The organism is Falsiroseomonas sp. (assembly GCF_051860665.1).
In the GTDB taxonomy this organism is placed as follows: Bacteria; Pseudomonadota; Alphaproteobacteria; order Acetobacterales; family Acetobacteraceae; genus Falsiroseomonas.
The window spans coordinates 20,166-46,588 of sequence record NZ_JBHYDM010000035.1; the positions used below are offsets into that span (position 1 = coordinate 20,166).

Sequence of the window (26,423 nt, forward strand, 5' to 3'; positions counted from 1 at the left end):
CTGTCACAAACGGACTAGCGGACCGGCGCCATAACGCCGGCCGTCCCCTCGGAGGTTCCCCGTCCATGACCACCCCTCGCCGCCTTCTGGCTGCCGGCTTCGCAGCATCCCTCGCAGCCTTCCTGCCCGCCGCCGCCAGCGCCCAAGGCAACCTGACCGTCTATTGCTCGGTGCAGGAGGAATGGTGCCGCCCGATGGTCCAGGCCTTTGAGCGCGCCACCGGCGTGCGGGTCGCCATGACGCGCAAATCCTCCGGCGAGACCATGACGCAGATCCGCGCCGAGGCCGCCAATCCCCGCGGCGACATCTGGTGGGGCGGCACCGGCGACCCCCACATGCAGGCGGCGGAGGAAAATCTCACGGCCGAATACCGCTCCCCCCGCATGTCCGAACTGCACGACTGGGCGACGCGCCAGGCGCAGCAGGCGCAGTTCCGCACCATCGGCATCTATGCCGGCGCGCTCGGCTATTCCTATTCGGCGCCGGAACTCGCCCGCCGGCGCATCGCGGCGCCGACCTGCTGGGTGGATCTCGCCAAGCCGGAATTCCGCGGCGAGATCCAGGTGGCGGACCCGAATACCAGCGGCACCGCCTACACCATGCTGGCGACGCTGATCCAGGTGCTGGGGGAGGAACCCGCCTTCACCTATCTCCGCGCGCTGCATCGCAACGTGAACCAGTACACCCGCTCCGGCGCCGCGCCGGCGCGTGCGGCCGCAACCGGCGAAACGCTGGTCGGCATCACCTTCCTGCATGATGCGGTGGCCCAGAAAGTAACCGGCGCGCCGGTCGAGATCGTCGCCCCCTGCGAGGGCACCGGCTACGAGATCGGCTCCATGTCCATCATCCGCGGCGCGCGGAACATGGAGAATGCGCGGCGCTTCTACGACTGGGCGCTGTCGCCGGAGGCGCAGGGCCTGGCCGGGCCGGCCAATGCCTATCAGCTGCCCTCCAACCGCAATGCGCCGATCCCGCCGCAGGCGCCGCGCTTCGAGAACATCCGCCTGATCGACTACGATTTCGCCCGCTGGGGTTCGGCCGCGGAACGCACGCGCGTCATCACGCGGTGGGAGCGTGAGGTGCGCGCGGGGGCGCGCTGAGCCTCATCCTCCTCCCGAACAGGCTCTGACATGGGCGCCCTGACCTTGGCCCGCGCCGCGCTGATCTGCGCGACGCTGGGACTGTTCCTCGCCCCCTGGCATGGCCTGCAGGATGGGTTTTCGGAGCTCGCGGCCTGGCCGGGCGGCCCCGCGGCGCCGCTGGTGGCGCTGCTGCTGGATGGCTCGCGCTGGTGGCTCTGGCCGGTCGCGCTGCTGCTGGCGCTGGCAGCGCCTGCGCTGCTGCGCGGCCGCGCGGAGGCGGGTCTTGCCTGGATCGGCGCCGGTCTGGTGCTGGTGGTCTTCGGCGCCGGCTATGCCATCGGGCTCAACGGCCTGCACTGGTCCTGGCTGGCGCCGCTGCTCGGCGCGCCGCCGCCACAGGGCTCGCTCGGCTGGGGCGCGCTGCTGGTGCTGGCGGGCGGCATCGGCCTTTTCGCCGCCGGCCAGGCGGCACGCGGCCGCTTCGGCGCCGATGCCTTCGTGGCCTTCCTGGTCAGCGGTTGCGGGTTTCTGCTGCTGCTCTTCGTCTTCCTGCCGCTGGTGAACATGCTCTCCGCCGCCTTGTACGAGGATGGCCGGCTGGCGCCGGCCGCCTTCGGCGCAAGGCTGGTGGCGCCGGAGGCCTGGAGCCTCGCCTGTCTGTCCACCCATGCCGGCTGCGGCGTGGTCTGGAACACGCTGCTGCTGGCGAGCCTGACGGCGGTGATCTCCACCCTGCTCGGCCTCGCCTTCGCGCTGCTCGCGGTGCGGGGCGGGGCACGCGGCAAACTCAGCGGCGGCGCCTTCCGCGCCATGACCATCCTGCCGCTGATCACGCCCCCCTTCGTCGTCTCGCTGGCGCTGATCTTGCTGTTTGGCCGCACCGGCATCGTCACCGGCTGGATGTGGGACTGGTTCGACATTCCGCGCAGCCGCTGGATCTACGGCCTGCCGGGCGTGCTGCTGGCGCAGGTGCTGGCCCAGGCGCCGATCGCCTTCCTGCTGCTGGACGGCGCGCTGCGCGCGATCTCGCCGAGCCTGGAGGAAGCCGCCAGCACCATGGGCGCGCGGCGCATGCGCGTCTTCCGGACCGTCACCTGGCCGCTGCTGAAGCCGGCACTCGCCGCCGCCTTCCTGCTGGGCTTCGTCGAGAGTCTCGCGGATTTCGGCAATCCGCTGGTGCTGGGCGGCGATTTCGACGTGCTGTCCACGCGCATCTTCTTCGCCATCGCCGGCGCGCGGCATGATCCCGGCCGCGCCGCGGCGCTCGCCTTGCTGCTGCTGGCCATCACCTTCGGCGCCTTCGCGCTGCAGGCGCTGTGGCTCGGCAAGCGGCGCTACACCACCGTCACCGGCAAGGGCGACAGCGGCATTCCCGCGCCGCTGCCCAAGGGGCTGAAATTCACCTGCGCCGCGGTCGCCTGGCCCTGGATGATCTTCACCGCCGCCGTCTATGGCATCATCCTGGTCGGCGGCTTCGTGCATGACATCGGCCGCGGCGATTTGTCGTTTACTTGGCGCCATCTCGGCACCGGATTCGAGATCGGGTGGTTTGACGGACCGGCTTTCATCGGCAGCGCCTGGAACAGCCTCTTCACCACCATCCAGGTGGCCGCCATCTCCGCGCCGCTGACGGCGGGCCTCGGCATCCTGCTGGCCTGGCTGATCGCGCGCCAAAGTTTTCCCGGCCGGCGCGGGCTGGAATTCATGACCATGCTGTCCTTCGCCATCCCCGGCACCGTGGTCGGCGTCTCCTACATCATGGCCTTCAACGTGCCGCCGGTGGAACTCACCGGCACGGCGCTGATCCTCGTCATCTGCTTCGTCTTCCGCAACCTGCCGGTCGGCGTGCGCGGCGGCATCGCGGCCCTGGCCCAGATCGACAAGTCGCTGGACGAGGCATCCGCCACCATGGGCGGCGGCGCCTTCGCCACGCTGCGCCGCGTGGTGCTGCCACTGCTGCGGCCGGCGATCGTCACCTCGCTCGCCTTCAGCTTCGTGCATGCGATGACGGCGGTCTCGGCCGTCATCTTCCTGGTCTCGGCGCGGCACAACCTCGCCACCGTCTATATCGTCGGCCGCGTCGAGGCCGGCGAGATGGCGCTGGCCATCGCCTATTCCACCGTGCTGATCGTCATCATGCTGGCGACGGTGCTGATCATCGAGCGCCTGGTCGGCCGCGCCCAGCTCGGCCGCCGCGCCACCGCCCCCACCGTCCTGCACGCCGGAGCCTGACCCAAATGTCCGACGTCGCCATCCACTTCAACCGCGTGACCAAGGCCTTTGGCAATGTGCGCGCCGTGGACGAGGTCTCCTTCGACCTGCCGCGCGGTGCGCTGGTGACGCTGCTCGGCCCTTCCGGCTGCGGCAAGACCACCACGCTGCGGCTGGTGGCGGGGCTGGAACTGCCCACGGGCGGGCGCATCGAGATCGAGGGCCGCGACGTGACGGGGCTTTCCGCCGCCGAACGCCGCATCGCCATGGTCTTCCAGTCCTATGCGCTGTTCCCGCATATGAACGTGCTGGAGAACGTCTCCTACGGCCTCGTCGTCAACGGTGCCCGCAAGGCCTCCGCGGAGGCCGAGGCCACGGCCATGCTGAAGACGCTGGGGCTTGAGGGGCTGGGCCAGCGCCTGCCCTCCGAACTCTCGGGCGGCCAGCAGCAGCGCGTGGCCGTGGCGCGCGCGCTGGTGCTGCGGCCCAAGGTGCTGCTCTTCGATGAGCCGCTGTCGAATCTCGACGCGCGGCTGCGGCGCCGGGTGCGGGAGGATATCCGCGACCTGCAGCGCAAGCTCGGCCTGTCCGTCGTCTATGTGACGCATGACCAGCAGGAGGCGCTGGCCGTCTCCGACCTGGTCTGCGTCATGCGCGCCGGGCGCATCGCGCAGATGGGCACGCCGGTGGAACTCTACGACGACCCGGCGGATGCCTTCATCGCGGACTTCATGGGCGAGGCGAATGTGCTGGCCGGTGAGGTGCTGGGGCCGGGCCGCATCGCCCTCGGCGGCGTGGCTCTCGATGTGACGATGCGGGCGCATCCCGCGGGCCCTGCGCAGATCGCCGTGCGCCCCGAATCCATCCTGCCGCAGCCGGAGGGCGCGCCCGGCCTGCCCGGCCGCATCCAGCGCGCCGCCTTCCTCGGCCAGACCCGGGAATACGAGGTGGAGACGGCGGCCGGGATGCTCTTCGTGGTGACGCCGGCGGCGAGCCCGGCCTTCGCCATGGGCGAGGCCGTCTCCTGCCGGCTGGACCGCGTGATCCCGCTACGCGCCCCCGCCTGAGCGCATCGCGAAGGCTTCCTCGGGCGAGAGCACCAGGCGGTGGCGGCCGCGCAGGGCGAAATAGGCCATGCCCACCGCGATCCAGCCCGCCACCGGCAGCACCGCGGCCCGATAGGCGGGGTCCTGCACCTGCCAGGCCAGCGTCAGCAGCGCGATGGTCGCCGTCGCCACCGCCCCGGGGATGCCGAGCGGGCTGCGATAGGGCCGCGCGATATCCGGGCGCTTCAGCCGCAGCCGGATGAAGGCGATGGCCTGCATCAGGTAGGACAGCATGGCGCCGAAGACCGCCATGTTCAGCAGGGTGGTGCCGATGATGGTGGTGGCCCCCGCCTCCCCCACCGCAAGCCAGACCATCAGCATGATCGCCAGCCCAAGCGCCGAGCCTGCCAGCAGCGCCGCCACCGGCGTCTTGCGGGTGGGATGCGTCAGCGACAGCGCGCGCGGAAAATAGCCGGCGCGGGACAGCGAATAGATCTGCCGGCCGAAGGCGAAGAGGATGGTGTGGAAGCTGGCCACCAGCCCGATGACCGCGGCGAGCGCCAGCAGCCGCGCCAAGTCGCTGCCGTAGATGGCGCGGAAGCCGTCCAGGATCGGCTCGGCGGACTGGCCCATCTCCGCCGCGCCGCCGCCGATGCCGGCGGTCAGCACCAGGGTGAGAAAGGCGGTGACCACCAGGGTTGCCATGCCGGCCAGGATGCCGCGCGGCATGTCCCGCTGCGGGTCATGACTTTCCTCCGCCGCTAGGGGCAATTGCTCGATCGCCAGGAAGAACCAGACGGCGAAGGGAAGTGCTGCCAGCACGCCGCCCAGGCCGAAGGGCAGGAAGGCCGTCTGGCCCGGCGCGGGCGGGATGTTCAGCGCCAAGTCCCAGCGGAAATGCGGCAGCGCCGAGATCCAGAACAGGGCGAGCACTGCCAGCGCCAGCAGCGTCACCACCAGCGTGACGCGGAAGGACAGCTCCACCCCCCAGATGTTCAGCGCCAGGAAGGCGGCATAGAAGCCCAGCCACCACAGCGGCATGGCCCAGCCCGGCGTGTCGAAGATCGCGCCCATATAGGTCGAGATGAAGAAGACCACGACGGTCGGCGTCAGCACGAATTCCACATTCTCCGCCAGGCCGGTGAAGAAGCCGCCCCAGGGGCCCATGGTGGCACGGGCGAAGGAATAGGCGCCGCCGGTATGCGGCAGCGCCGGGGACATCTCCGCCAGGCTGAAGGTCAGGCCCAGATACATGACCATGATGACCAGCGTGGCCAGCAGCATGCCGCCGAAGCCGCCGACGCCGAGCCCGAAATTCCAGCCCGAGAAATCACCCGAGATGACGGCGCCGACGCCGAGCGCCCAGAGCGAGGCGACGCCCGCATGGCGCCGCAACCCGCGGCTTTCAAAATAGCCCGCCGCCACCGGCGCATAGGTGACACCACCCGGCCCGACCTGCTCGCGCATGCTTCACGCCCCGCCCTTCGCCCCCATCAGGCACCCGGCACCGCCGCGGTTGCAAGTGCCGAGATTGCGAGGCCGGCCGCAGACCGCGATGATGCGGCGACACCGGAGATCGCCATGCATATCGACTACTACCTGTCGCTCAACAGCCCCTGGGCGCATCTCGGCGCCGCGCGGATCGAGGCGCTGGCCGCGCGCTATGGCGCCACGCTGCGCCCCTTCCCCTGCGACTACCGGGAGACGATCTTCCCGGCCTCCGGCGGCCTGCCCCTGCCCAAGCGCAGCCCGCAGCGCCAGGCCTATCGGATGCAGGAGTTGCGCCGCTGGCGCGACCATCTCGGCATCCCCATCAACCTGACGCCGCAGAGCTATGACGAAGGCTTTGCCGCCGCCTGCGTCATCGCGGCGCGGGAGACGCAGGGCGATGCCGCCGCGCTGCGCCTCGCCCACCGCCTGCTGAAGGCGCTGTGGGAGGAGGATCGCAACCCCGGCGAGCGCGAGACCCTGGCCGCGCTGGTCACTGACGCCGGGCTGGATGCGCCGGCGCTGCTGGCTTTGGCGGAAGACCCGCGCTGGGCCGCGATGCGCCAGACGGATAGCGAGGCAGCACTGGCGCGCGGCGTCTTCGGCGCGCCTAGCTATGTGATCGGCGAGGACATCTTCTGGGGGCAGGACCGCCTGGAGTTCGTCGCGAAGCGGCTGGCTCAGGCCGCGTAGGCGGTCAGCGCCCCGCCGCGTAGCGGCCAAGGGAAAGATCGCCGGCATCGATGTCCGGCGCCTTGCCGCTCATCAGGTCGGCCAGAACGCGGCCCGATCCGCAGGCCATGGTCCAGCCCAGCGTGCCATGGCCGGTGTTGAGGAACAGATTGGGATAGCGGGTGGCGCCCACCACCGGCGTGCCATCCGGCGTCATCGGCCGAAGCCCGGTCCAGAAGCTGGCCTTGGCCACGTCGCCGCCGCGCGGGAAGAGGTCCGTCACCGTATGTTCCAGCGTGCGCCGGCGCGGCCCGCGCAGCGTGTCGGAAAAACCCGCGATCTCCGCCGTGCCGCCGACCCGGATGCGGTCGCCGAGTCGCGTCACCGCGATCTTGAAGGTCTCGTCCATCACGGTGGAGACCGGCGCGCCTTCCGGATCGCTCACCGGCAGCGTCAGCGAATAGCCCTTCACCGGATAGACCGGCACATGCAGGCCAAGCGGCCGCAGCAGTTTCGGCGCGAAGCTGCCGAGGGCTACGACGTAGTGATCCGCGGTGACGCGCCCCTGGTCGGTGGCGATGCCGGTAACGCGGCCGGCCTCGGCCTCGATCGCTTGGATGGTGACACCCTGGCGGAATTTTACGCCGGCCACCTCGGCCAGCAGGGCCAGGCGCTGGGTGAAGAGGAAGGCATCCCCCGTCTCATCCCCCGGCAGCCGCAGGCCGCCGACATACTTGCCTTCCACGAAGCGCAGGGCCGGCTCGGCGGCCGCACAGCCCGCCGCGTCCAGCACCTCGTACGGCACCTGGAACTGGTCCAGCACGCGCGTATCGTTCGGCACGGCATCGAGCTGCTTCTGGGTCCGAAAAAGCTGCAGCGTGCCCTGGGTGCGCTGGTCGTATTCGATGCCAGTGGCGCCGCGCAGGTCACGCAGGCAGTCCCGCGAATACTCCGCCAGGCGCACCATGCGGGACTTGTTAAGATTGTACGCCTCCTCGGTGCAGTTCGCGAGCAGGCGCGCCAGCCAGCCATAGAGGCGCGTGTCCAGCAGCGGCCAGACCACCAGGGGGCGGTGGTGCATCATCAGCCATTTCAGCGCCTTCACCGGAATGCCCGGGCCGGCCCAGGGGGCCGAATAGCCGGGCGAAACCTGGCCGGCATTGGCGAAGCTGGTCTCCATGCCCGGGGCCGGCTGGCGATCCAGCACCGTCACCTCATGCCCCGCCTGGGCCAGGTACCAGGCGCTGGCCACGCCCACCACACCACTGCCCAGCACGACCACGCGCATCATCGTCATCCCTTGCGACAGGCCGAGCTTAGCCGGTGATTCCGACGAATTTCATGCCACATCGGCGCTGGATCTTTCGCCCTTCACCGTGCTGCGCAATATTCTGCGATAAAATCGTAGGATCTGCAGATGGATGAAATCGACCGCGCGATCCTACGCGCGCTGCGCGCCGATGGCCGCATGCCCAATGCCGCGCTGGCCACCGCGGTGGGGCTCTCCGCCTCCGCCTGCCTCCGCCGGCTGCGGCTGCTGGAGCAGCGCGGCATCATCCGCGGCTATACCGTGCTGGTGGACGAACCCGCCCCCGCCGGGGCGGTGACGGTGATCGTGCAGATCACGCTGGAGCGGCAGACGGACGACCATCTGCGTCGCTTCGAGGATGCGGTGCGGCGCTGCGCGGAGGTCCGCGAATGCCACCTGATGACCGGCATCGCCGACTACCTTTTGCGCGTGGAGGCGCGGGATGCGGCGGATTACGAGCGCATCCACAAGGAAGCGCTGTCCCGCATGCCGGGCGTCGCCCGCATCCAGTCCAGCTTCGCCATCCGCACGGTGATCCGCGGCGGCGCGTGACGGGTTCCATCGCGGCACCATCAGACTTGTGAATGGTGGCCATCGAAGCGGGGTGATGGCGGTTGCGGCAGACCGGGCCCAGATCGGGGTCAACCGCGGCGCCACCCGTGCCGCCTGGCCTTCGAGGAACCTGCAATGACCGAGACCCCCGACCTGTTCGGCCCCGTGAAGCTGGGCGCGCTGACCCTGCCCAACCGCATCGTCATGGCGCCCATGACGCGCAGCCGCGCGCCGGGCAATGTGCCGAATGCGCTGATGGCCGAGTACTACGCGCAGCGCGCCACCGCCGGCCTGATCGTGACGGAAGGCACCACCCCCGCCGCCAATGGCCGCGGCTACAGCGACATTCCCGGCCTCTACAACGACGCCCAGGTCGAGGGCTGGCGCGCCATCGCGCAGGCGGTGCATGCCAAGGGCGGCCACATCTTCGCCCAGCTCATGCATGTCGGCCGCATCGCGGTGCCGGAGCACCAGGATGGGCTGGAGCCGGTGGGCCCCTCGGCCATCGCCGCCAAGGGCCAGATGTACATCGCCGCCGGCATGAAGGACCTGCCGACGCCGCGCGCCCTGACCGAGGCCGAGATCGAGCAGATGATCGAATCCTATGCCCAGGCCGCGCGCAATGCGGTCGCCGCCGGCCTCGACGGCGTCGAGATCCATGGCGCGAATGGCTATCTGCCGGGCCAGTTCCTGGCGCCGAATGCCAACCGGCGCACGGACAAGTGGGGCGGCTCGGGCGAGAACCGCGCCCGCTTCCTGCTGGCCATCACCGATGCGGCCGCGAAGGCGATCGGCGCGGAGCGCGTCGGCGTGCGGCTCAGCCCCGGCAATCCCTTCAACGACATCGACGACCCGGATGTCGAGGGCACCTATACCCCCGTCATCCAGGGCCTTTCGGGCAAGGGGCTTGCCTATGTCCATTTCCTGGACGCGAAGCCGGCCTTCGACGTGATCGGCCTGGCGCGCAAGCATTTCGGCGGCCCGCTCATCCTGAACGCCGGCTATGACAAGGCCCGCGCCCAGGCGGATATCGCCAGCGGCCGGGCGGACCTGATCGCCTTCGGCTCCAGCTACATCAGCAACCCGGACCTGGTGGAGCGCCTGCGCCAGGACGCGCCGCTGGCCGCGCCGGACCAGGCGACCTTCTACGGCGGCGGCGCCAAGGGCTATACGGACTACCCGACGCTCGCCGCCTGAAGGCTCACCACCCGATCGCCCTCGGCAGCCATGTGGCCAAGCCGGGGGCGAGATAGACGACGGCCACGGCCAGCAGCTGCATGACGACGAAGGGGACCACGCCGCGGTAGATATGCCCGGTGGTGATCTCCGGCGGCGCCACGCTGCGCAGGAAGAACAGGGCCCAGCCGAAGGGCGGCGTGAGGAAGCTGGTCTGCAGCATCACGCAGATCAGCGTGGCCAGCCACACCGGGTCCACGCCGGCCTGGGCGAAGATCGGCAGGAAGAGCGGCACGGCGATATAGCTGATCTCGATCCATTCAAGGAAGAAGCCGAGCACGAAGACCAGCATCAGCATGAACCAGATATCTGCGCCGACGCCGCCGGGCAGGAAGGCGAAGAGGTCCTCCACCAGCTGCTCCCCGCGCAGGCCGCGGAAGGCCAGGGCAAAGACCTGGGCGCAGATCAGGATGAACATCATCATCGCGGTGATGCGCGCGGTGGCGCGCAGCGTCTCCACCACCAGGCCCCAGCTCAGCCGGCGGCCCAGTGCGCAGACGATCAGCGCACCCAGCGCCCCCATGGCCGCGGCCTCCGTCGGTGCCGCGATGCCGGCGATGATGGAGCCCAGCACGGCGGCCACGAGGCCGAGTGGCGGCGCGATCACGCGCACCAGTTTCGCCAGCAACTGCCGCGTCGAGATCAGCGCGCGCTCCTCCGCCGGCACGGCGGGGACCATCTCGGGCCGGAAGATGCCGAGCGCCAGGATATAGACGCAGTAGATGCCGGACAGCATCAGACCGGGCAGCACCGCGGCGGCGAACAGCGTGCCGACCGAGAGGTTCATGATATCCGCCAGCAGGATCAGGATCAGGCTCGGCGGAATGATTTGGCCCAGTGTGCCGGAGGCGCAGATGACGCCGCAGGCGAGCCCCGGATCGTAGCCGCGTTTCAGCAGCGCGGGCAGCGTCAGCAATCCCAGCGTGACGACGGTGGCGCCAACGATGCCGGTGGTCGCGCCCATCAGCACGCCGACGAAGACGATGCCGAGGCCGAGGCCGCCGCGCAGCGCGCCGGACAGCCGCCCCACCACCTCCATCAGGTCCTCGGCGAGGCGTGATTTCTCCAGCGCCACGCCCATGAAGACGAAGAGCGGAATCGCCAGCAGCGAATAGCTGGTGACCACGCCATAGATGCGCGCGGGCAGCAGGTTGAACAGCATCGGCCCGAAGCCGAGCCAGCCGAAGGCGAAGCCGGAGACGGCCAGCGTCAGCGCCACCGGCATGCCGAGCATCAGCAGGCCGAAGAAGGCCACCAGCATGAGGATGGCGTAGATCTCTGTCAGGGGCATGGATGCCTCAGCGAAGGCGCGAGAGGGAGCGCAGCGTCTCCGCCACGAATTGCAGCAGCAGCAGCGCGAAACCCGCGGGGATGAAGGCTTTCAGAATGTACCGCGCGGGAATGCCCCCGGGATTGGCGGATCCTTCATCCTGCCCCCAGCTCTGCAGCACGTAGCGCCAGGACAGCTGGATCACCAGTGCGCAGACCACGATGCCGGCAAGGCCCGCCAGCACATCGACGCGCGCCTTGTTGCGCGCCGAGAAGCCCGCATAGAGCACATCGACCCGAACATGCTCGCCATGCCGCAGCGCATAGGCCGCGCCGATCAGCGCGATGGGCGCCATCAGGTGCCACTCGAGCTCCTGCGCCCAGACGCTGCCGAGCGAGAATCCGTAGCGCAGCAGCACATTGCTCGCCATCACCAGCACCAGCGCGGCAACGGCGAGCGCGGAAAGCTGGCCGATGCGATCGACGAAACCATCGATCGCATCGGCCGTCCGTTCCAGGCGCGCCATCAGCCCTGGCGGATCTTGTTGTGGTAGGGAACCTCGCTGTAGGTCGACCAGGCCTCGAACTTCTGCTTGTAGGCCATGTAGCTGTCATGCACGCGCTTGGTCACGGCATCGCGTGCGACCGCTTCCTCCAGCACGGCATTCGTCTCGGTGCGCAGCCGCGCCACCACCTCATCCGGCAGCGGCAGGGCGTTGACGCCCTGGTTGCGGATCAGGTCCTCCATCGCCTCGGCATTGTTCTTCTGGCACCAGGCCTCGGAGATCACGTTGCACGCGGCGACGGCGTTCTCGACGATGGCCTTGAGGTCCGCCGGCAGCCGCGCCCAGGCGGCCTTGTTGATGATGAGCTCGGAGGCGGTCGCCGTCTCATGCCACCCCGTCGTGTGGTAGTATTTTGCGACCCGCTGCAGGCCGAGCTGGCGATCCAGATAGGGCCCGACGAATTCCGCGGCATCGATCACGCCGCGTTCGAGGGCCGGAAAGATCTCGCCGCCCGGCAGCAGCCGCACATCGACGCCGAGCCGCTGATAGACGCGCCCCGCAAGCCCCGGGATGCGCATCTTCAGCCCGCGAAAATCCTCCACCTTCTCGATCGGGCGGCGGAACCAGCCGGTCATCTGCACGCCGGTATTGCCGCAGAGGAAGGGCACCAGGTTGAAGCGGTCATAGACCTCCCGCCACAGGTCGAGGCCGCCGCCGTCATACATCCAGCCGTTCAGCCCCTGGTAGTTCAGCCCGAAGGGCACGGCGGTGAAGTACTGCGCGGCGAAGGTCTTGCCGGTCCAGAAATAGGCGTTGGCATAGTTCATCTCGACGATGCCGGAGGAGACGGCATCGAAACCCTCGGCGGCGGGAATCAGCTCGCCGGCCCCGAAGAACTGGATGCGGATGCGGTTGTTCGACATCTTCTGGATGCGGTCGATCAGGTCCTTCGCCGAGCCCGGACCGGTCGAATAGAAGGCCGCCTGCGGGCCGTAGAAGCTGGTCATGCGCCAGTTGAAGGTGGTCTGCGCGGTGGCGACCGCGGGGGCGGCGAGTGCGCCGGCACCCCCGGCGGCGACGGAGGCGATGAGGTTGCGACGCTGCATCCGAAGTCTCCCGGTTTTCTTGGCGGCGCCTGGGCGGCGCGCGGCTCGGTGCAAAGGTTTGCAATCCTCGTGCCAGGTCCGGAACATGCTCTGCGCACGGCATCCAATCTGCACTTCGCCCATTCCCGCGCCGCGCTGCCTTGCGAACCGGCAGAGCCCGCGCCTTCGGGGATTGCGCCGCGCCGAGGATTGGCGGAACACCCCACCCGCACTAGCCTCCGCCCCGCATCCTTCGAGAGAGACCCCGCATGTCCGACGCTGCCGAGCCCTTCGACCTTGTCCTGCGCGGGGCCGTCGTGCTCTCAGACCGTGTGCTGGCGGATGGCTATGTCGGCATCCGCGGCGAGACCATCGCCGCGATCGGAGAGGGCGCGCCGCCGCCCGCCAAGGCCGTGGCAGATCATCGCGGCCGCCTGGTGCTGCCGGGGCTGGTCGATGGGCACATGCACACCTCCTCCTCCACCGGTTGGCCAGGGATCGAGAATGCGACGCTGACGGCCGCCGCCGGCGGCGTGACCACGGTCTGCGACATGCCCTATGACGTGCCGAACCCGGTGATGTCGGCGGCGATCTTCGCCGAGAAGGTGGAATGGGTGAACCGCCTGGCGCATGTCGACATGGCGCTCTACGCCACCATCAAGAAGACGGGCGGCGCGGAGGATGTGGCGGCGATGGCGGAGGCCGGCGCCTCGGCCTTCAAGGTCTCGACCTATGAATACGACGCGCACCGCTTCCCGCGCCTGGACCATCCCAGCATGCTGGCGGGCTTCGCCGAGATGGCCAAGACGGGCCTGATGGTCGCCGTGCACAACGAGGACCAGGAGCTGGTGGTGAAGCTGACGGAGGCCGCCAAGGCCGCCGGCAATACCTCCCCCATCTGGCACTGCCGCACCCGCCCGCCGCTGGCCGAAAGCATGGCGGATCTCGAGATCTTCGAGATGGCGCTGGAGACCGGCGCGCATGTCCATATCGCGCATTCCTCCATCGCGCGCGGCTTCGATCTCGCGAAGATCTACCGCGACATGGGCGCCAAGACCTCGGGCGAGGCCTGCATCCAGTATCTCTGCATGACGGAGGAGGACATCGTCCGCCTCCAGGGCTACGGGAAGTGCAACCCTCCCTTCCGCACGGCCGACGAGGTGGAGCGGATGTGGGCCTCCCTCGCCGCCGGCACCATGGCCTATATCTCGACCGACCACGCCCCCTGGCCGCGCGCCAAGAAGGAATACAGCGGCGACATCTTCCCCGTCGGCGCCGGCCTGACCGGCCTGCAGAGCTTCGCGCCGCTGATGTATACGCTGCTGGCGGAGCGCGGCCTTTCGCCCACCGTCATGGCCCGCATGTGCTCCGAGGAGCCGGCGCGCTACCATGGGCTCGATCCCAAGAAGGGCGGCATCCGCATCGGTGCCGATGCGGATTTCTGCATGCTGGAGACGGGCGACTTCGTCTTCGACGAGCGCATCATCCAGGACCGCGAAGAATTCCGCTGGTCCGCCTATCACGGCCGCGCGATGAAGGCGCGCGTTGCCGCCACCATCCTGCGTGGCGCCGAGATCTGGAACGGAACGGAAGTGAAGGCCAGGCCCGGCGCCGGCCGCTTCGTGCCGCGCCAGCACAAGCGCAGCGCGCTGGACGCGTGAGCCCGATCGCATGAGCTCCCCGCATGGCTACTACATCAAGCACCTGGCGGTGGATCTGCGGCTCGCCGTCGCGGAACATATCGCCGATGCGACGCTGGCCGCCGGACGGCAGGCGGCGCTGCTGCCGCTGACCGTGGTGGTGCTGGATGCGGGTGGCCATGTGGTGGTGCAGAAGCGGGAGGACGGCTCCGGCATCCTCCGCGCCGAGATCGCGCGCGGCAAGGCGCATGGCGCGCTCGGCATGGGCATCGGCAGCCGCGTCATCCGCGACCGGCTGAAGGACCGCCCGGCCTTCCAATCCGCCATTGCGGCGGCCAGCGAGGGGCGCTTCATTCCCGTCCCCGGCGGCGTGCTGATCTGCCGGGAGGATGGGGCCGTGATCGGCGCCGTCGGCGTCTCCGGCGATGCCTCGGACAAGGACGAATATGCGGCGATCGCGGGCGTGCGCGCCGCCGGCCTGCTGCCCCACCCCGAAACCCCCGTGGAGAATTGGCGCGATGCCGGACTTTAGCCCCACCCGCCGCGCCCTGCTCGCCGGCGGCGCCACCCTGCTCGCAGCACCCGCCTTGGCGCAGGATTTCCCGGCCCGGCCGATCCGGCTGGTGATCCCCTTCCCCGCCGGCGGCCCCACCGATGTCTATGCCCGCTTCTATTCGGAGCGGATGTCGCGCGAGCTCGGCCAGCCGGTGGTGACGGAGAACCGCGGCGGCGCCGGGGGCGCCATCGGCTCCCTGGAAGTGGCCCGCGCCCGGCCGGATGGGCATACGCTGCTCTTCGGCACCGCCTCCACCCATGCGCTCTACAACCTGGTGACGCGGCAGCCGCAATATGATGCGGCCAGGGATTTCCAGGCCGTCGCCCAGCTTGGCGGCGGGCCGCTCTGCTGGCTGGCGCATCCCTCCCAGCCCGCCACCCTGCCCGAATTCCTGGCCGCCGCGCGCCGCGCCAGCCCGCCGCTGGCCTATGGCTCGCCCGGCACCGGCACGCTGATGCACCTGGCCACCGAGATCGTGAAGCGGGAGGGCGGCGAGGTGCCGCTGAACCACATCCCCTATCGCGGCGCGGCGCCGGCCATGAACGACCTGATCGCCGGCACCCTGGCGCTAGCCGTGAACACGCTGGGCGCCGGCCTGCCGCTGCACCAGGGCGGGCGGGCGCGGATGCTGGCCGTGGCCTCCAACGCCCGTGCCCCGCAGGCCCCCGATGTGCCGACGGCGGCGGAGGCGCTGGGCCGCCCGGGCTTCACCGCCGTGCTGTGGCACGCCGTCTTCGCCCCGCCCGGCCTGCCGGCCCCGGTGCTGGCGCGCCTGTCCCAGGCCAGCAATGCCGCGCTGGCCGATGCCGCCTTCCGCGCCAGCCTGGCCGCGGCCGGGATCGAGGCCGCCGCCCCCGGCACGCCGACGGAGGCCGCCGCCTATATCGCCACGGAGACCGAACGCTATCGGCCGATCGTCGAGGCGATCCGCCCGGAGCTCGATGCGTGAACGCCACCCTGCCGCAGCCCGATGAGGATGAGGAGGAGGCACCGAAGTCCGGAATCCAGGGCCACCATATTCTCATCGCGGTCCTGGTGCTGGTCGGCCTCGGCGTCGCGGCCTTCGAGGTGCTGGGCCTGCGGGCCGATGACCTCGGCGGGGGCTGGGCCCTCGGCTTCGGCGGCGTCGGGCTGCTGTTCATCGTGCGGGTGATGCTGCGCCCCTGACCCCTCCCCGCGGCCTGGCCGCCATGGTCCCGGAAGCAGGATCCGGCTAAAGCACCACCGGTTCACACTGAAGCAGGGTGAGCCAGTTCATGCTTTAGGAACAACAGCTTCTGCGGCACGAGATCTGTCCATCCGGGCACATCGTGCTGTAGAGGCCGGGCCTGCACCAGGAAGCGAAGCAAGGCATGACCGCGAACCGCCCGCCGGGACAGCGCTGGATCAAGCGCCCGCCCCGCCCCTCCCGCACCACCCTCCCCGGCCCGCCGCCGCGGGTGGGGCCGGGTGTCAGCCACTTGCTGATGGCGATCGCGACCGGGGTTGCCACCGGCATCGTCGGCGTGGTGCTGGCGCAGCTGGCAGGCGCGCGCGCCGGGGTGCCGGGCTTCGCCGCGGGGCTCGGCTTCATCCTCGGCTTCATCGTGCTGTGGCGCGGTTTCGGCGGCACAAGGCAAGACATCAGGAACCTGTTCAAATGAGCCGACTTCTCACCATCGCCGGCGCCCAGATGGGCCCGACCCAGCGTGCGGACAGCCGCGCCGCCACCCTCGCCCGGCTGGTGGCGCTGCTGGAACAGGCGGCGGCGCGCGGTGCGAAGCTGGTGGTCTTCCCGGAACTCGCCTTCACCACCTTCTTCCCGCGCTGGCCGATGGACCGGGACGCGCCGGAGCTGCTGGCCAGCTTCGAGGCCGCCATGCCGAACCCGCAGGTGCAGCCGCTGTTCGACCGCGCGCGGGAGCTGGGGGTGGGCTTCTACATCGGCTATGCCGAGCTGACGCCGGATGGCCACCGCTTCAACAGCGCCATCACGGTCGGCCCGGACGGGCAGATCCTGTTCAAGTACCGCAAGATCCATCTTCCCGGCTCGGACCACGTGAAGGACGGGCAGAAGTACCAGCAGCTCGAGAAGATGTATTTCGAGTATGGCGACATGGGCTTTCCCGTGGCGCGCGGGCCCGAGTCCTGGTCCCGACCGGTACTCGGCATGCTGGTCTGCAACGACCGCCGCTGGCCGGAGGGCTGGCGCTGCCTCGGCCTGCAGGGGGTGGAGCTGGTGATGGTGGGCTACAATTCCGCCGCCTATGACCCGAATGGTGGCGAGGGCGAGAGCGAGGCGCTGCGCACCTTCCACTCCATCCTGGCCGCCCAGTCCAACGCCTATATGAACGCCACCTGGGCCATCGCGGTGGCCAAGGCCGGGGTGGAGGATGGCGCCGGGCTGATCGGCGGCTCCGTGATCGTCGATCCGAATGGCGTGGTGGTGGCCCAGGCCCGGACCACGGCGGATGAGGTGATCCTGGCCGAGATCGACCTCGACGCCTGCCGCCAGGGCAAGGAGAAGATGTTCAATTTCGCGGCGCATCGCCGGCCGCAATGGTATGGCCGCATCGTCGAGCAGGTGGGGGCGGAGCCGCCGGCCTGACACCCCTCAGCGGGTGTCGGATGCCTCCGGCTTGCGCAGGCGCTTGATCCGGTAAAGCTCCGCATCGGCGTGCAGCAGGCCGGCATCGATGTCCTCGGCATCGCGCGGGATGATGGCGATGCCGATACTGCAGCCCAGCGCCAGGCGGCCATGCGGGGTGTGCAGCCCCCCGGCGAGCGCCGCCTGGAAGCGGGAGACAACTTCCACTGCCGCGATCTCCATCATCGGCACCGGGGCCTGCAGGCAGATCAGGAATTCGTCGCCGCCGAGGCGCGCGGCGCAATCGCCCTGGCGCAGATGCCCCTCCAGCCAGCGTCCGATGGCCTGCAGCATGGCATCGCCGGCGGCATGGCCCAGCCGGTCGTTGATCGGCTTGAACCCGTCCAGGTCGAGCGCGAGCAGAACGCAATTGCGCTCCGCCTCCGGATGCGCGGCGCGCCAGGCGGTGAAGCCGGCCCGGTTCAGCAGGCCGGTCAGCGGGTCGCGATAGGCGGTCTCCCGCAGCTGCCGCAGCCGGGCCGCCACACGCTCCAGATCCTCCGTCGCATCCTGGCCGGATTCGCCCTCATGCAGCGCGCGCAGTTCGCGCCGGAAGCGGCCCACCACGGCGCCCGCCAGCAGGCCGCAGGTGGCGGCCACGGCGAGCGTGCCGAAGAAGAGCCAGAGGGCCAGCTTGCGCAGCGGGGCCAGCGCCGCCGCCGTGTCGCGCTGCGCCAACACCATCCAGCCGAGGCCCGGATGCACCGCGCTGCCCTGGGTGAACTCGATCACGCTGATCCGGCCGTCATCCACGATCCAGTCATGCGCCAGGCTCGGCACCTGGCCGATCGCGGGGGCAGCCGCGGCGCCCAGCAGCACCTGCCCTTCGCGGTCCAGCACCAGCAGGTCCGGCGCCGCGGCCTCGGAGAGGAATTGCAGCACCTCGCGCCGCGCGGCCTCCACCCAGCTCAGCCTCAGCTCGGCCGCCACCACGCCCAGCGGGTGGCCGGAGGGGCCGATCACCGGCGTCGCGGCCAGGAGCAGGGGCGCAGCCCCGCCCGCCGGCGATCCCGACCGCGGTGTGGCGGTCAGCACCACCGGATGGGACCGGTTCATGAAGGGCCCCTCCAGGCCGCTGGCGAACCAGGGCTGGGCGGAAACGTCCTGCCCCTCCGATGCACCATCGGTGGCCACCAGGACCCGTCCCCCGGCATCCACGAGGCCAAGCCAGCCATAATCGGGCGCGCGCTGCCGCAGATCCTCCAGCATCCGCCGCAGCTCCTGCGGGGTCGGTGGCCGTTCGGCCAGCGCCAGGGCGCGGCCGAGGCGCGCGAGGTCCAGCACCCAGCCTTCCAGCCGCTCGTCCAGGCGCTGCGCCAGGACGCTGGCGGCGACATCCAGGCGCGCGCCATGCTCGGCCAGCACCCGCTCCCGTTCCGCCCGCACCACCAGCGCGGACAGGCCCCAACCGATCAGCAGGCAAGTCAGCGCGGTCATCAGGGTGGTCCGCATCCGGGAGACCCGGAGCAGGGAGCGGTAAGGCACGTGGCACCGTCGGCTGGTTGGCGGTGCAGACAGAGCGCAAATTGATTACCGCATCGTGCAGCTGGCGCCGGGACTGGCCAGGCCGCGCCGCCTCTGGCATGTGCCGCGCAGCATCCGGGAGAGACCGCCCCCATGGCCCGCCGTCTTGTTGTCGCCGCCGCCCAGATGGGCCCGATCCAGAAGGCCGAGGGCCGTGACGTGGCCGTCGCGCGCATGGTGGGGCTGATGGAGACGGCGGCGCGCCGCGGGGCGGAGGTGGTGGTCTATCCCGAACTGGCGCTGACCACCTTCTTCCCGCGTTGGTACCACGAGAACCTAGCCGAGGCCGACCACTGGTACGAACACGCCCTGCCCTCGAACGAGACGGCGCCGCTGTTCGATGCGGCGCGGCGCCTCGGCGTGGCTTTTCATCTCGGCTACGCCGAGAAGACGGCCGACGGCCATCGCTACAACACCGCGGTCTTCGTGCATCCCAGCGGCGAGATCGTGCTGAAATACCGCAAGGTGCACCTGCCGGGCCACGCGGAATACGATCCGGTCCGGACGGTGCAGCATCTTGAAAAGCGCTATTTCGAGCCGGGCGACCTCGGCTTCCCCGTGGTGCGCGCCCCGGTCGGCAGCGCCGGGCCGGTGAACGTCGGCATGCTGATCTGCAACGACCGCCGCTGGCCGGAGGCCTGGCGCGTGCTGGGGCTGCAGCAGGTGGAGCTGGTCATGCTCGGCTACAACACGCCCAGCCTGAACATGGAGAATCGGGGATTCGAGGCGCATCACCTGCGCGTCGCCCATAGCCACCTCTCGATCCAGGCCGGCTGCTACCAGAACGCCTGCTTCGGCGTCGGCGTCGCCAAGGCGGGGACGGAGGATGGGCATGAGCTGTTCGGCCATTCCATCATCGTGAACCCGCAGGGCGAGATCATGGCCCAGGCCACCAGCTGGGGGGATGAGGTGATCGTCGCCGATTGCGACCTCGGCATGTGCGAGCTCGGCCGCAGCACCATCTTCAACTTTGCCCGTCATCGCCGGCCGGAGCATTATGGCCGCATCACCGGCCAGACCGGCAGCGAGCCGCCGGCCGAATGGTCCCCTCGCGCCTGACGCCCCCTGGCTGGTGAAGCCGGGACCGCCGCGTTACGTTAGAGACCCTTCCCAAAAGGTCGCACCGCATGAGTGAAGCTTCCGCCTACCCTGTCCTGTACCGTGTCACCGCCGCGACGGAGCTGCGCGAGGGGCCGGGGCCCGACCACAAGGCGATCCGCTCCCTGCCGATCGACCAGGTGCTGGTGCTGGTGGGGGATGTCGCGGAAGGCTGGCTGCCGGTGGAGGCGCCGACGGGCCAGAAGGGCTATGCGCCCGCGGGCCTGCTGCGCCGCCAGGTGGCGGGCGCCAAGGCGCCGCAGCATGTGACGGAAACCTTCCCCTGGCGGAACGTGGACCGCGTGAACCGCGAGCCGAAGATGCTGCACCCCGCCTTCCGCAATCGCGCGCTGCGCACCGTGGCGCGGCTGAACGCGGAGGGGATTCCCTTCGGCATCTATGAAGGCATGCGCGGCCCGTGGCGGCAGAACCACCTCTATGCCTCCGGCCGCAGCCGCACCGGCCGCATCCTGACCCCGGTCCAGGCCTTCGAAAGCCTGCACCAATACGGGCTGGCGGCGGATTTCGTGCTGGCGCTGGAAGGCCGCTGGTCCTGGGATGCGGATGAGGGCCAGGCGCGGATGTGGGACCGGCTGCATGCGGTGGGCGCCGATGAGGGGCTGGTCTCCAAGCCCGGTGAGATGCCGCATCTGCAGCTGGCGGATGTCGACCTCGCCGACCTCAAGGCCGGCCGGCTGCCGCCGAATACCGATCCGGCCTGGACCACCGCCTTCACCTGGATGGTGCAGAGCTGGGACGGCAAGCCGGCCGGGCCGAAGCTGAAGTAGGGCCGCGCTACTCCGCCGCCTGGGCAAGAGCCTGGGCGGGCTGCGGCGCAACCACCGCCTGCAACGCCAGCGCCACCGCGGCCTGGCAGGGCTCGATCACCGGCAGCCCGCAGGCCTGCTCCACCGCCGCGCGGTGGAAGGCCATGCCGGCGCAGCCGAGGATCACCGCCTCCGCCCCCAGCTCCGCGATGCGTCGCGCCGCGGCGACCAGGGCGGCGCGCGGCGCGGCCGGGTCGGTCAGCACCTCCATCGGCAGGTTCAGCGGGATATGGCCGAGCAGCCGGCCCTCCACCCCCATGGCCTGCAGCGACCGCCGCTGCCGCGGCAGGGAGGGGTCGCCGAAGGCGATGATGCCGAAGCGATCGGCCCGCGCCAGCGCCGCGGCGACCGCGCTGCGCAGCGGGCCGAAGACCGGCGCGCGGGTCACGGTGCGCACCGCATCCACACCTGGGTCGGAAACGCAGGCGATCACATAGGCGGCAGCCGCCTCCCGCTCCACGAGGCGGCAGAGCGGCTCCGCCACGCCGAACCAGTCCCGCCAGGTGACGACGGCGGGCGGGCCGCCTTCCAGCTGCGCCACCTCGATGCGCGGCAGGCCGGGGGCGCGGAAGCCGGCCAGGGCGGCATCGATGCCCTGGGTGCAGCTGGCGCTGCTGTTCGGATTGATGACCAGGATCCGGTTCGACATGGGCGCAGCCCTCCTCTGCATGGCTGAACCCTCGCGCCATGCCTCGCGTTCAGGCAGGATCGGCGGGCCTGCGATCCGACGCAAGCCGGGCCTCGTGCCAGGCCCCGGGGCCGGGATGCTTGATCGGCCGCATCCGAGACGACATATTGCACCGCACAACGGCCGCGCCGGCCCATCCAGGCGACAAGGCCGAAAGGAACGCCACATGACGCGCTGGGAGCCCACCCGACCGGCACCCGCCTATACCGAGACTCCCCCCACCTCCTTCTGGACGGCGGTCAGCCGCGGCGCGTGCAACCGCTGCCCGGTCTGCGGCGAGGGCAAGGTCTTTGCGGGTTTTCTCCGGGTCGTCGACAATTGCGAGGTGTGTCAGGCGCCGCTGGGGTCGCTGCGGGCCGATGACCTGCCGCCCTACATCACCATCTTCGTCGCCGGGCATGTGCTGTTTCCCCCCGTGCTCTGGGTGGAGAAGGCCTGGATGCCGCCGATGTGGCTGCACATGCTGATCTGGCTGCCGGCCTTCGCCATCGCCTGCACCCTGCTGCTGCGGCCGATCAAGGGCGCGACGGTGGGCTGGATGGTGCGGCTGGGCTTCGAGGCGCCGGAGGCGGCGAAGCCGGGCCTGCCGGTCCCGCCGCCCCCACGCTCCGACCATGCCTGACAGCCAGCCCGCCGGTCTGCGCGACCTGATCCGCATCGAGCTGCCGGATGGGCACGCCCTGCTGCCCAGCCCCTATGCCGAGGCCGATCGCCGCCAGGCGGTGGAGGATCTGCTGGCCGGGAACCGCTTCCGGCCGGCGGGGCTCGGCCCCGGGCCCTTCGGCCTGGCGATCGCGGTGCGCGACGGGCGGCTGATGCTGGAGATCCGCGACGCGGCGGATGCCCCGCTGCATGCGCTGGTCCTGGCGCTGGGCCCCTTCCGTCGGCTGATCAAGGACTACCACCTGGTGGTGGAAAGCCATGAGAAGGCGGTGACCGAGGGCGGTTCGGAGGCGCGCATCCAGGCGATCGACATGGGCCGCCGCGGGCTGCACAACGAGGGCGCGACCCTCTTGGCCGAGCGCCTGGCTGGCAAGGTCGAGATCGATTTCGAAACCGCGCGGCGCCTCTTCACCCTGGTCTGCGCGCTGCACCAGCGGATCTGAGCATGAAGATCGACGGCATCCCCTATCGCAGCGTCTGGGTCGAGCCCTCCGACGGCTTCTCGGTGCGCATCTTCGACCAGACGAAGCTGCCCTGGTCGCTCGAAGTGCTGCGGCTGACGGAGCCGGGCCAGGTGGCGCAGGCGATCCGCAGCATGCAGGTGCGCGGCGCGCCGCTGATCGGGGCGGTCGCCGCCTATGGCGTGGCGCTGGCGCTGCGCCAGGACGCCTCGACGGAAAACCTGGAGCGGGTGGTGGCGGAGCTGGGCGAGACCCGCCCCACCGCCATCAACCTGCGCTGGGCGCTGGCCCGGATGCGGGCGGCGCTGCACAACCTGCCGGCCAGTGAGCGCCTGGCCGCGGCCTATGCCGAAGCCTCGGCGATCTGCGACGACGATGCCGAGACCTGCCGCCGTATCGGCGAGAACGGCCTGCCGCTGATCGAGGCCGCAGCCCAGGGCCGTGAGCGGGTGAATATCCTCACCCACTGCAATGCCGGCTGGATCGCCACGGTGGATTGGGGCACCGCGCTCGCGCCCATCTACATGGCGCATGATGCCGGCCTGCCCGTGCATGTCTGGGTGGATGAGACGCGGCCGCGCAACCAGGGCGCGGCGCTGACGGCCTGGGAATTGGGCAAGCACGGCGTGCCGCATACCATCGTCGCCGACAATGCCGGCGGCCATCTGATGCAGCATGGCCAGGTGGACCTGGTGATCGTCGGCACCGACCGCGTGACGCGCCAGGGCGATGTCGCCAACAAGATCGGCACCTATCTCAAGGCGTTGGCGGCGCGGGACAATGGCGTGCCCTTCTGGGTCGCCCTGCCCCATTCGACGCTGGACATGAGCGTGGGCGATGGCATTTCCGAAATTCCGATCGAGGAGCGCAGCGGGGCGGAGGTCACCGACCTCACCGGCCGCACCGCCGATGGGCGCATCGAAACCATTCGCGTGGCGGCCGAGGGCAGCGCGGCCGCCAACCCGGCCTTCGATGTCACCCCGGCCCGGCTGGTGACCGGGCTGATCACGGAGCGCGGCCGCTGCGCGGCCTCCGAGGCCGGGCTGCGGGCGCTCTACCCCGAGAAGGTCTGATTGCCGGACAGGCGCTGGCGCTCGGAAGCAGGCTCCAGAAGCCAGAGCCCGACCACCAGCGACAGGCCGCCGAAGCCGGCGAGGCAGGCGGCGGCGACCAGCGGCACGCGGCCCGGCAGCGTGGCATCGCCCAGCACCAGCGTCACGGTGCCGAGAATGGCGGCCAGGCCGAGACCGACCAGCAGAAGCGCGAAACGGGGCATGGCGGGGTTCCAGGAGGTCCGTGCTGACATGCTTCCTTCTACGCGGCGGGCTTGACCCCGCCGCGACGCGGAGGCGGCAGGAATGGGGCAATCGCCGGAGCAATGTGAAAATCACTCCACAATTGCCCCGGATTTCGGCAGCCCAGGCCCCCCGGAGGTTGCGCCGAATCCCCCGCGATGGGATCGTCCGGCCGGGAGACACCTTACAAATCGGGAGCTTCACCATGCGCCGCCTGCTCGCCGCATGCCTTTTCGGCATGGCCTTCACCACCTCCGCCATCGCCCAGGGCCAGCCGCCGCTGCGCTGCGCGGTGGACGGCACCTTCGCGCCGCATGCCTTCCCGACCCTGCAGGGCGGCGTGCAGGGCTTCAACATCGACCTGTTCCGCGAGGCGGCGAAGCGCATGGGCCGCGAGCTGACCATCGACAGCGCCAGCTTCTCCGGCCTCGTGCCCGCCATGAATGCCGGCCGCTACGACTTCCTCTGCGCGCCGACCACGGCGACGGCGGAGCGCGCGGCGAACATGCTCTTCACCGAGGGCTATCTCTACACCGCCTTCCAGTTCGGCATCCGCCGCGGCAGCGCGCCGATCCGCAGCATGGATGACCTGCGCGGCAAGGCGATCAGCGTGAACAAGGGCAGCGCCTATGACGCCTGGGCGGCCGCCAATGCCGCGCGCTACGGCTTCACCGTGCAGACCTACGACACGCAGACCGATGCGGTGCAGGCGGTGATCTCCGGCCGCGCCTACGCCAACCTCGGCGGCAATACCGTGGTGCGCTACGCGGCCACCCGCACGCCGCAATTCGTGGCGGACTTCGTGATGACGGACACCCGCGCGCATTGGTCCGCGCCGCTGCCGATGGGCGCCACCGAGATGCGCGTGCAGCTCGAGAATGCGCTGGAATGCATGAAGCGGGACGGCACCATCGCGCGCCTGTCGCAGCAGTGGTTCGGCACGGCGCCGGCGGCGGATGATGCCGAGAACACCGTCTTCCCGGGCACCGGCGTGCCGGGCCTGGCCGGCTACGACCCGACGCCGCGCGAGCCGCGCTGCTGAGCCCCACTGTCGGGACTGACTTGATGACCGGCTGGCAGGCCTTTGCCCAGAGCTTCCTGAACCCCGAGGTCGCGGCGCAATACGCGCCGATGATCCTGGCCGGGCTCGGGGTGACCATCCTGCTGGCGGTGCTGGTGATCCTGGCCGGGCTCGCGCTCGGCCTGGCGCTGGCGGTGCTGCGGGCCTTCGGGCTGCGGGTGGTGAACTGGGGCATCATCTTCACCGTCGATGTCTTCCGCGCGCTGCCGCCGCTGGTCATCATCGTGCTGATCTATTTCGGCCTGCCCGCCGCCGGGCTTTCCATGTCCGGCTTCTGGGCCACCTGGCTGGCGCTGACCCTGGTCCTGATGGCCTTTTCCGAAGAGATCTTCTGGGCCGGCATCTCCGCCGTGCCGCCGGGGCAGTGGGAAGCGGGCCGCGCCCTCGGCCTGCACTTCCTGCCGACACTGACAAAGATCGTGCTGCCGCAGGCGATCCGCATCGCGGTGCCGCCGCTGGTCAACCGCACCATCGCCATCACCAAGGGCACGGCGCTCGGCAGCGTCGTCGCCGTCTCCGAGATCTTGGGGGCGGCGCAGTCGGGCATGGCCTTCTCGGGCAACCCGACGCCGCTGACCCTCGGCGCGCTGGCCTATATCGTCCTGTTCATCCCTGTGGTCATCGCCGGGCGCTGGATCGAGACCCGCTTCGCGTGGCGCCGATGAACGACTTCGTCCAGGCCTTCCTCAACGCCGAGATCGCCCTCGCCTCCTCCCACCTGCTGTGGATCGGCCTGCTGCAGACCATGCTGCTGGCGCTGATGACCGTGCCGCTCGGCATGCTCATGGGCGTGCTGCTGGCGGTGCTGTCCACGCAGAAAACGCCCTGGCTGCGCTGGCCGCTGATGGCCTTCACGGACTTCTTCCGAGCGATCCCGCCGCTGGTGCTGCTGATCTTTCTCTACGCGGCGCTGCCCTTCGGCGGCCTCGACCTCGGCGCCTGGGGGTCCGTGGCGCTGGCCTTCCTGCTGAACACCGGCGCCTACTACGCCGAGATCCTGCGCGCCGGCATCGAGAGCGTGCCGCGCGGCCAGGCGGAGGCGGCGCGCGCGCTGGGGCTGAAGCGCTGGCAGGTCTGGATCTTCGTGGTGCTGCCGCAGGCCGTGCGCAACGTGCTGCCGGACCTCATCAGCAACACGCTGGAGGTGGTGAAGCTGACCTCCATCGCCAGCGTGGTCGCGGTGCCGGAGCTGCTGTACCAGGCGCGCCAGGCGCAGAGCATCACCTACAACGCCACGCCGATCATGGTGGCGGCGGTGATCTACTTCCTGCTGCTCTGGCCCTTCGTGCGGCTGCTGTCGCGGCTGGAGAACCGGCAGATCGCCGGGCGGCGCTAAAGCACTATCCGATAACACTGAATCAGTGTATCGGATTTCGTGCTTTAGAAACAATGACTTCTAGAGCACGAGATCCGTCCAACTGGACGGATCGTGCTCTAGGCTCCAGACTCATTCAGCACCAGCAGATGAGCACGGCGGCGATGGCGACGGCGGAGGCGAAGTTGTTGGC

The 26,423-nt window shown here is 70.1% G+C and carries 28 protein-coding genes; 20 read left to right on the plus strand and 8 right to left on the minus strand.

Translation table 11 applies throughout. The annotated features are described in order from the left end of the window. Positions 1 to 65: 65 nt before the first annotated feature. Genes ACTIF1_RS22990 through ACTIF1_RS23000 form a run of 3 tightly spaced genes read left to right on the plus strand, consistent with a single transcriptional unit; the run spans position 66 to position 4,360 of the window. Positions 66 to 1,100, plus strand: coding sequence for an ABC transporter substrate-binding protein (locus ACTIF1_RS22990; RefSeq protein ID WP_439598786.1), 1,035 nt, complete (start codon positions 66 to 68; stop codon positions 1,098 to 1,100). A gap of 30 nt (positions 1,101 to 1,130) precedes the next feature. Further along, entirely contained in the window at positions 1,131 to 3,314 is a 2,184-nt protein-coding gene (locus ACTIF1_RS22995; protein ID WP_439598787.1) for an ABC transporter permease, read from the plus strand. Positions 3,315 to 3,319: 5 nt separating this feature from the next. Then, positions 3,320 to 4,360, plus strand: coding sequence for an ABC transporter ATP-binding protein (locus tag ACTIF1_RS23000; RefSeq protein WP_439598788.1), 1,041 nt, complete (start codon positions 3,320 to 3,322; stop codon positions 4,358 to 4,360). On the opposite strand, the gene ACTIF1_RS23005 is transcribed toward ACTIF1_RS23000, so the two are convergent. Beyond that, positions 4,343 to 5,806: an amino acid permease gene (locus tag ACTIF1_RS23005; protein ID WP_439598789.1), complete on the minus strand. Its 1,464-nt coding sequence runs from the start codon at positions 5,804 to 5,806 to the stop codon at positions 4,343 to 4,345. The two genes, ACTIF1_RS23000 and ACTIF1_RS23005, sit on opposite strands and share 18 nt — an antisense overlap. A gap of 114 nt (positions 5,807 to 5,920) precedes the next feature. Here ACTIF1_RS23005 and ACTIF1_RS23010 point away from each other — a divergent pair, with 114 nt between their 5' ends. Then, positions 5,921 to 6,520 carry a 2-hydroxychromene-2-carboxylate isomerase gene (locus ACTIF1_RS23010; protein ID WP_439598790.1) on the plus strand — a complete coding sequence of 200 codons (600 nt, stop codon included), beginning with the start codon at positions 5,921 to 5,923 and terminating at the stop codon, positions 6,518 to 6,520. Between the two features lie 4 nt (positions 6,521 to 6,524). Here ACTIF1_RS23010 and ACTIF1_RS23015 read toward each other — a convergent pair whose 3' ends face one another. Continuing rightward, the gene (locus ACTIF1_RS23015) at positions 6,525 to 7,808 is read right to left on the minus strand and encodes a D-amino acid dehydrogenase (RefSeq protein WP_439598814.1); all 1,284 of its coding nucleotides are present in this window, start codon (positions 7,806 to 7,808) and stop codon (positions 6,525 to 6,527) included. Between the two features lie 108 nt (positions 7,809 to 7,916). Between ACTIF1_RS23015 and ACTIF1_RS23020 the strand changes: the two genes are divergently transcribed. Together ACTIF1_RS23020 and ACTIF1_RS23025 are read left to right on the plus strand one after the other, a co-directional pair. Continuing rightward, entirely contained in the window at positions 7,917 to 8,360 is a 444-nt protein-coding gene (locus ACTIF1_RS23020) for an Lrp/AsnC family transcriptional regulator (RefSeq protein ID WP_439598791.1), read from the plus strand. Between the two features lie 135 nt (positions 8,361 to 8,495). Next, positions 8,496 to 9,557 carry an alkene reductase gene (locus ACTIF1_RS23025; protein WP_439598792.1) on the plus strand — a complete coding sequence of 354 codons (1,062 nt, stop codon included), beginning with the start codon at positions 8,496 to 8,498 and terminating at the stop codon, positions 9,555 to 9,557. Positions 9,558 to 9,561: 4 nt separating this feature from the next. Here ACTIF1_RS23025 and ACTIF1_RS23030 read toward each other — a convergent pair whose 3' ends face one another. The 3 genes from ACTIF1_RS23030 to ACTIF1_RS23040 are packed head-to-tail and all read right to left on the minus strand — an operon-like array spanning position 9,562 to position 12,477. Beyond that, a complete protein-coding gene (locus ACTIF1_RS23030) occupies positions 9,562 to 10,887 on the minus strand; it encodes a TRAP transporter large permease (protein WP_439598793.1) in 1,326 nt (441 codons plus the stop codon). Between the two features lie 7 nt (positions 10,888 to 10,894). Beyond that, positions 10,895 to 11,392, minus strand: coding sequence for a TRAP transporter small permease subunit (locus ACTIF1_RS23035; protein ID WP_439598794.1), 498 nt, complete (start codon positions 11,390 to 11,392; stop codon positions 10,895 to 10,897). Continuing rightward, positions 11,392 to 12,477 carry a TRAP transporter substrate-binding protein gene (locus ACTIF1_RS23040; protein WP_439598795.1) on the minus strand — a complete coding sequence of 362 codons (1,086 nt, stop codon included), beginning with the start codon at positions 12,475 to 12,477 and terminating at the stop codon, positions 11,392 to 11,394. Before ACTIF1_RS23040 ends, ACTIF1_RS23035 begins: the two co-directional genes overlap by 1 nt. Positions 12,478 to 12,725: 248 nt before the next feature. On the opposite strand from ACTIF1_RS23040, the gene ACTIF1_RS23045 reads away from it, so the two are divergent. The 6 genes from ACTIF1_RS23045 (at position 12,726) to ACTIF1_RS23070 (ending at position 17,239) form a co-directional block, all read left to right on the plus strand. Beyond that, the gene (locus ACTIF1_RS23045) at positions 12,726 to 14,117 is read left to right on the plus strand and encodes a dihydroorotase (protein WP_439598796.1); all 1,392 of its coding nucleotides are present in this window, start codon (positions 12,726 to 12,728) and stop codon (positions 14,115 to 14,117) included. A 10-nt stretch (positions 14,118 to 14,127) separates the two neighbouring features. Then, positions 14,128 to 14,628, plus strand: a complete 501-nt coding sequence (locus tag ACTIF1_RS23050) for a GlcG/HbpS family heme-binding protein (RefSeq protein ID WP_439598797.1) — start codon at positions 14,128 to 14,130, stop codon at positions 14,626 to 14,628. Further along, positions 14,615 to 15,601, plus strand: a complete 987-nt coding sequence (locus tag ACTIF1_RS23055) for a Bug family tripartite tricarboxylate transporter substrate binding protein (RefSeq protein WP_439598798.1) — start codon at positions 14,615 to 14,617, stop codon at positions 15,599 to 15,601. The genes ACTIF1_RS23050 and ACTIF1_RS23055 overlap by 14 nt, the downstream gene beginning before the upstream one ends. After that, complete coding sequence (locus tag ACTIF1_RS23060; RefSeq protein WP_439598799.1) at positions 15,598 to 15,819, plus strand: hypothetical protein; 222 nt, start codon at positions 15,598 to 15,600, stop codon at positions 15,817 to 15,819. The genes ACTIF1_RS23055 and ACTIF1_RS23060 overlap by 4 nt, the downstream gene beginning before the upstream one ends. Before the next feature lie 185 nt (positions 15,820 to 16,004). Beyond that, positions 16,005 to 16,295, plus strand: coding sequence for a hypothetical protein (locus tag ACTIF1_RS23065; protein WP_439598800.1), 291 nt, complete (start codon positions 16,005 to 16,007; stop codon positions 16,293 to 16,295). Next, complete coding sequence (locus ACTIF1_RS23070; protein WP_439598801.1) at positions 16,292 to 17,239, plus strand: N-carbamoyl-D-amino-acid hydrolase; 948 nt, start codon at positions 16,292 to 16,294, stop codon at positions 17,237 to 17,239. The genes ACTIF1_RS23065 and ACTIF1_RS23070 overlap by 4 nt, the downstream gene beginning before the upstream one ends. A 6-nt stretch (positions 17,240 to 17,245) precedes the next feature. On the opposite strand, the gene ACTIF1_RS23075 is transcribed toward ACTIF1_RS23070, so the two are convergent. Next, a complete protein-coding gene (locus ACTIF1_RS23075; protein WP_439598802.1) occupies positions 17,246 to 18,715 on the minus strand; it encodes a diguanylate cyclase domain-containing protein in 1,470 nt (489 codons plus the stop codon). Positions 18,716 to 18,895: 180 nt separating this feature from the next. On the opposite strand from ACTIF1_RS23075, the gene ACTIF1_RS23080 reads away from it, so the two are divergent. Together ACTIF1_RS23080 and ACTIF1_RS23085 are read left to right on the plus strand one after the other, a co-directional pair. Further along, complete coding sequence (locus tag ACTIF1_RS23080) at positions 18,896 to 19,861, plus strand: N-carbamoyl-D-amino-acid hydrolase (RefSeq protein ID WP_439598803.1); 966 nt, start codon at positions 18,896 to 18,898, stop codon at positions 19,859 to 19,861. A 68-nt stretch (positions 19,862 to 19,929) separates the two neighbouring features. Further along, the gene (locus ACTIF1_RS23085; protein WP_439598804.1) at positions 19,930 to 20,688 is read left to right on the plus strand and encodes a hypothetical protein; all 759 of its coding nucleotides are present in this window, start codon (positions 19,930 to 19,932) and stop codon (positions 20,686 to 20,688) included. A 7-nt stretch (positions 20,689 to 20,695) separates the two neighbouring features. On the opposite strand, the gene ACTIF1_RS23090 is transcribed toward ACTIF1_RS23085, so the two are convergent. Continuing rightward, positions 20,696 to 21,376: an aspartate/glutamate racemase family protein gene (locus tag ACTIF1_RS23090; protein ID WP_439598805.1), complete on the minus strand. Its 681-nt coding sequence runs from the start codon at positions 21,374 to 21,376 to the stop codon at positions 20,696 to 20,698. A gap of 205 nt (positions 21,377 to 21,581) precedes the next feature. Here ACTIF1_RS23090 and ACTIF1_RS23095 point away from each other — a divergent pair, with 205 nt between their 5' ends. Genes ACTIF1_RS23095 through mtnA form a run of 3 tightly spaced genes read left to right on the plus strand, consistent with a single transcriptional unit; the run spans position 21,582 to position 23,612 of the window. Beyond that, on the plus strand, positions 21,582 to 22,037 hold the full coding sequence (locus ACTIF1_RS23095; RefSeq protein ID WP_439598806.1) for a DUF983 domain-containing protein: 456 nt from the start codon (positions 21,582 to 21,584) through the stop codon (positions 22,035 to 22,037). Further along, entirely contained in the window at positions 22,030 to 22,521 is a 492-nt protein-coding gene (locus ACTIF1_RS23100; protein ID WP_439598807.1) for a UPF0262 family protein, read from the plus strand. Before ACTIF1_RS23095 ends, ACTIF1_RS23100 begins: the two co-directional genes overlap by 8 nt. A 2-nt stretch (positions 22,522 to 22,523) precedes the next feature. Further along, positions 22,524 to 23,612 (plus strand): S-methyl-5-thioribose-1-phosphate isomerase, encoded by a 1,089-nt coding sequence (gene mtnA / locus ACTIF1_RS23105; RefSeq protein WP_439598808.1) that lies wholly within the window; start codon positions 22,524 to 22,526, stop codon positions 23,610 to 23,612. Here mtnA and ACTIF1_RS23110 read toward each other — a convergent pair. After that, positions 23,594 to 23,815 (minus strand): hypothetical protein, encoded by a 222-nt coding sequence (locus ACTIF1_RS23110; protein WP_439598809.1) that lies wholly within the window; start codon positions 23,813 to 23,815, stop codon positions 23,594 to 23,596. The two genes, mtnA and ACTIF1_RS23110, sit on opposite strands and share 19 nt — an antisense overlap. A gap of 224 nt (positions 23,816 to 24,039) precedes the next feature. Between ACTIF1_RS23110 and ACTIF1_RS23115 the strand changes: the two genes are divergently transcribed. The 3 genes from ACTIF1_RS23115 to ACTIF1_RS23125 are packed head-to-tail and all read left to right on the plus strand — an operon-like array spanning position 24,040 to position 26,251. Next, complete coding sequence (locus tag ACTIF1_RS23115) at positions 24,040 to 24,876, plus strand: transporter substrate-binding domain-containing protein (RefSeq protein ID WP_439598810.1); 837 nt, start codon at positions 24,040 to 24,042, stop codon at positions 24,874 to 24,876. Between the two features lie 23 nt (positions 24,877 to 24,899). Beyond that, positions 24,900 to 25,580 carry an amino acid ABC transporter permease gene (locus ACTIF1_RS23120; RefSeq protein WP_439598811.1) on the plus strand — a complete coding sequence of 227 codons (681 nt, stop codon included), beginning with the start codon at positions 24,900 to 24,902 and terminating at the stop codon, positions 25,578 to 25,580. Next, positions 25,577 to 26,251: an amino acid ABC transporter permease gene (locus tag ACTIF1_RS23125; protein WP_439598812.1), complete on the plus strand. Its 675-nt coding sequence runs from the start codon at positions 25,577 to 25,579 to the stop codon at positions 26,249 to 26,251. Before ACTIF1_RS23120 ends, ACTIF1_RS23125 begins: the two co-directional genes overlap by 4 nt. The last annotated feature ends 172 nt before the right edge of the window (positions 26,252 to 26,423 follow it).

Coding starts and splice junctions, on each gene's coding strand:
- ACTIF1_RS23075 (WP_439598802.1), bottom strand. CDS start 18,715: ATGACCGCGCTGACTTGCCTGCTGATCGGTTGGGGCCTGTCCGCGCTG.
- ACTIF1_RS23005 (WP_439598789.1), bottom strand. CDS start 5,806: ATGCGCGAGCAGGTCGGGCCGGGTGGTGTCACCTATGCGCCGGTGGCG.
- ACTIF1_RS23125 (WP_439598812.1), top strand. CDS start 25,577: ATGAACGACTTCGTCCAGGCCTTCCTCAACGCCGAGATCGCCCTCGCC.
- ACTIF1_RS23035 (WP_439598794.1), bottom strand. CDS start 11,392: ATGGCGCGCCTGGAACGGACGGCCGATGCGATCGATGGTTTCGTCGAT.
- ACTIF1_RS23050 (WP_439598797.1), top strand. CDS start 14,128: ATGAGCTCCCCGCATGGCTACTACATCAAGCACCTGGCGGTGGATCTG.
- ACTIF1_RS23080 (WP_439598803.1), top strand. CDS start 18,896: ATGGCCCGCCGTCTTGTTGTCGCCGCCGCCCAGATGGGCCCGATCCAG.
- ACTIF1_RS23100 (WP_439598807.1), top strand. CDS start 22,030: ATGCCTGACAGCCAGCCCGCCGGTCTGCGCGACCTGATCCGCATCGAG.
- ACTIF1_RS23025 (WP_439598792.1), top strand. CDS start 8,496: ATGACCGAGACCCCCGACCTGTTCGGCCCCGTGAAGCTGGGCGCGCTG.
- ACTIF1_RS23055 (WP_439598798.1), top strand. CDS start 14,615: ATGCCGGACTTTAGCCCCACCCGCCGCGCCCTGCTCGCCGGCGGCGCC.
- ACTIF1_RS23115 (WP_439598810.1), top strand. CDS start 24,040: ATGCGCCGCCTGCTCGCCGCATGCCTTTTCGGCATGGCCTTCACCACC.
- ACTIF1_RS23020 (WP_439598791.1), top strand. CDS start 7,917: ATGGATGAAATCGACCGCGCGATCCTACGCGCGCTGCGCGCCGATGGC.
- ACTIF1_RS23040 (WP_439598795.1), bottom strand. CDS start 12,477: ATGCAGCGTCGCAACCTCATCGCCTCCGTCGCCGCCGGGGGTGCCGGC.
- ACTIF1_RS22995 (WP_439598787.1), top strand. CDS start 1,131: ATGGGCGCCCTGACCTTGGCCCGCGCCGCGCTGATCTGCGCGACGCTG.
- ACTIF1_RS23070 (WP_439598801.1), top strand. CDS start 16,292: ATGAGCCGACTTCTCACCATCGCCGGCGCCCAGATGGGCCCGACCCAG.
- ACTIF1_RS23065 (WP_439598800.1), top strand. CDS start 16,005: ATGACCGCGAACCGCCCGCCGGGACAGCGCTGGATCAAGCGCCCGCCC.
- ACTIF1_RS22990 (WP_439598786.1), top strand. CDS start 66: ATGACCACCCCTCGCCGCCTTCTGGCTGCCGGCTTCGCAGCATCCCTC.
- ACTIF1_RS23120 (WP_439598811.1), top strand. CDS start 24,900: ATGACCGGCTGGCAGGCCTTTGCCCAGAGCTTCCTGAACCCCGAGGTC.
- ACTIF1_RS23000 (WP_439598788.1), top strand. CDS start 3,320: ATGTCCGACGTCGCCATCCACTTCAACCGCGTGACCAAGGCCTTTGGC.
- ACTIF1_RS23085 (WP_439598804.1), top strand. CDS start 19,930: ATGAGTGAAGCTTCCGCCTACCCTGTCCTGTACCGTGTCACCGCCGCG.
- ACTIF1_RS23095 (WP_439598806.1), top strand. CDS start 21,582: ATGACGCGCTGGGAGCCCACCCGACCGGCACCCGCCTATACCGAGACT.
- mtnA (WP_439598808.1), top strand. CDS start 22,524: ATGAAGATCGACGGCATCCCCTATCGCAGCGTCTGGGTCGAGCCCTCC.
- ACTIF1_RS23045 (WP_439598796.1), top strand. CDS start 12,726: ATGTCCGACGCTGCCGAGCCCTTCGACCTTGTCCTGCGCGGGGCCGTC.
- ACTIF1_RS23030 (WP_439598793.1), bottom strand. CDS start 10,887: ATGCCCCTGACAGAGATCTACGCCATCCTCATGCTGGTGGCCTTCTTC.
- ACTIF1_RS23090 (WP_439598805.1), bottom strand. CDS start 21,376: ATGTCGAACCGGATCCTGGTCATCAATCCGAACAGCAGCGCCAGCTGC.
- ACTIF1_RS23010 (WP_439598790.1), top strand. CDS start 5,921: ATGCATATCGACTACTACCTGTCGCTCAACAGCCCCTGGGCGCATCTC.
- ACTIF1_RS23110 (WP_439598809.1), bottom strand. CDS start 23,815: ATGCCCCGTTTCGCGCTTCTGCTGGTCGGTCTCGGCCTGGCCGCCATT.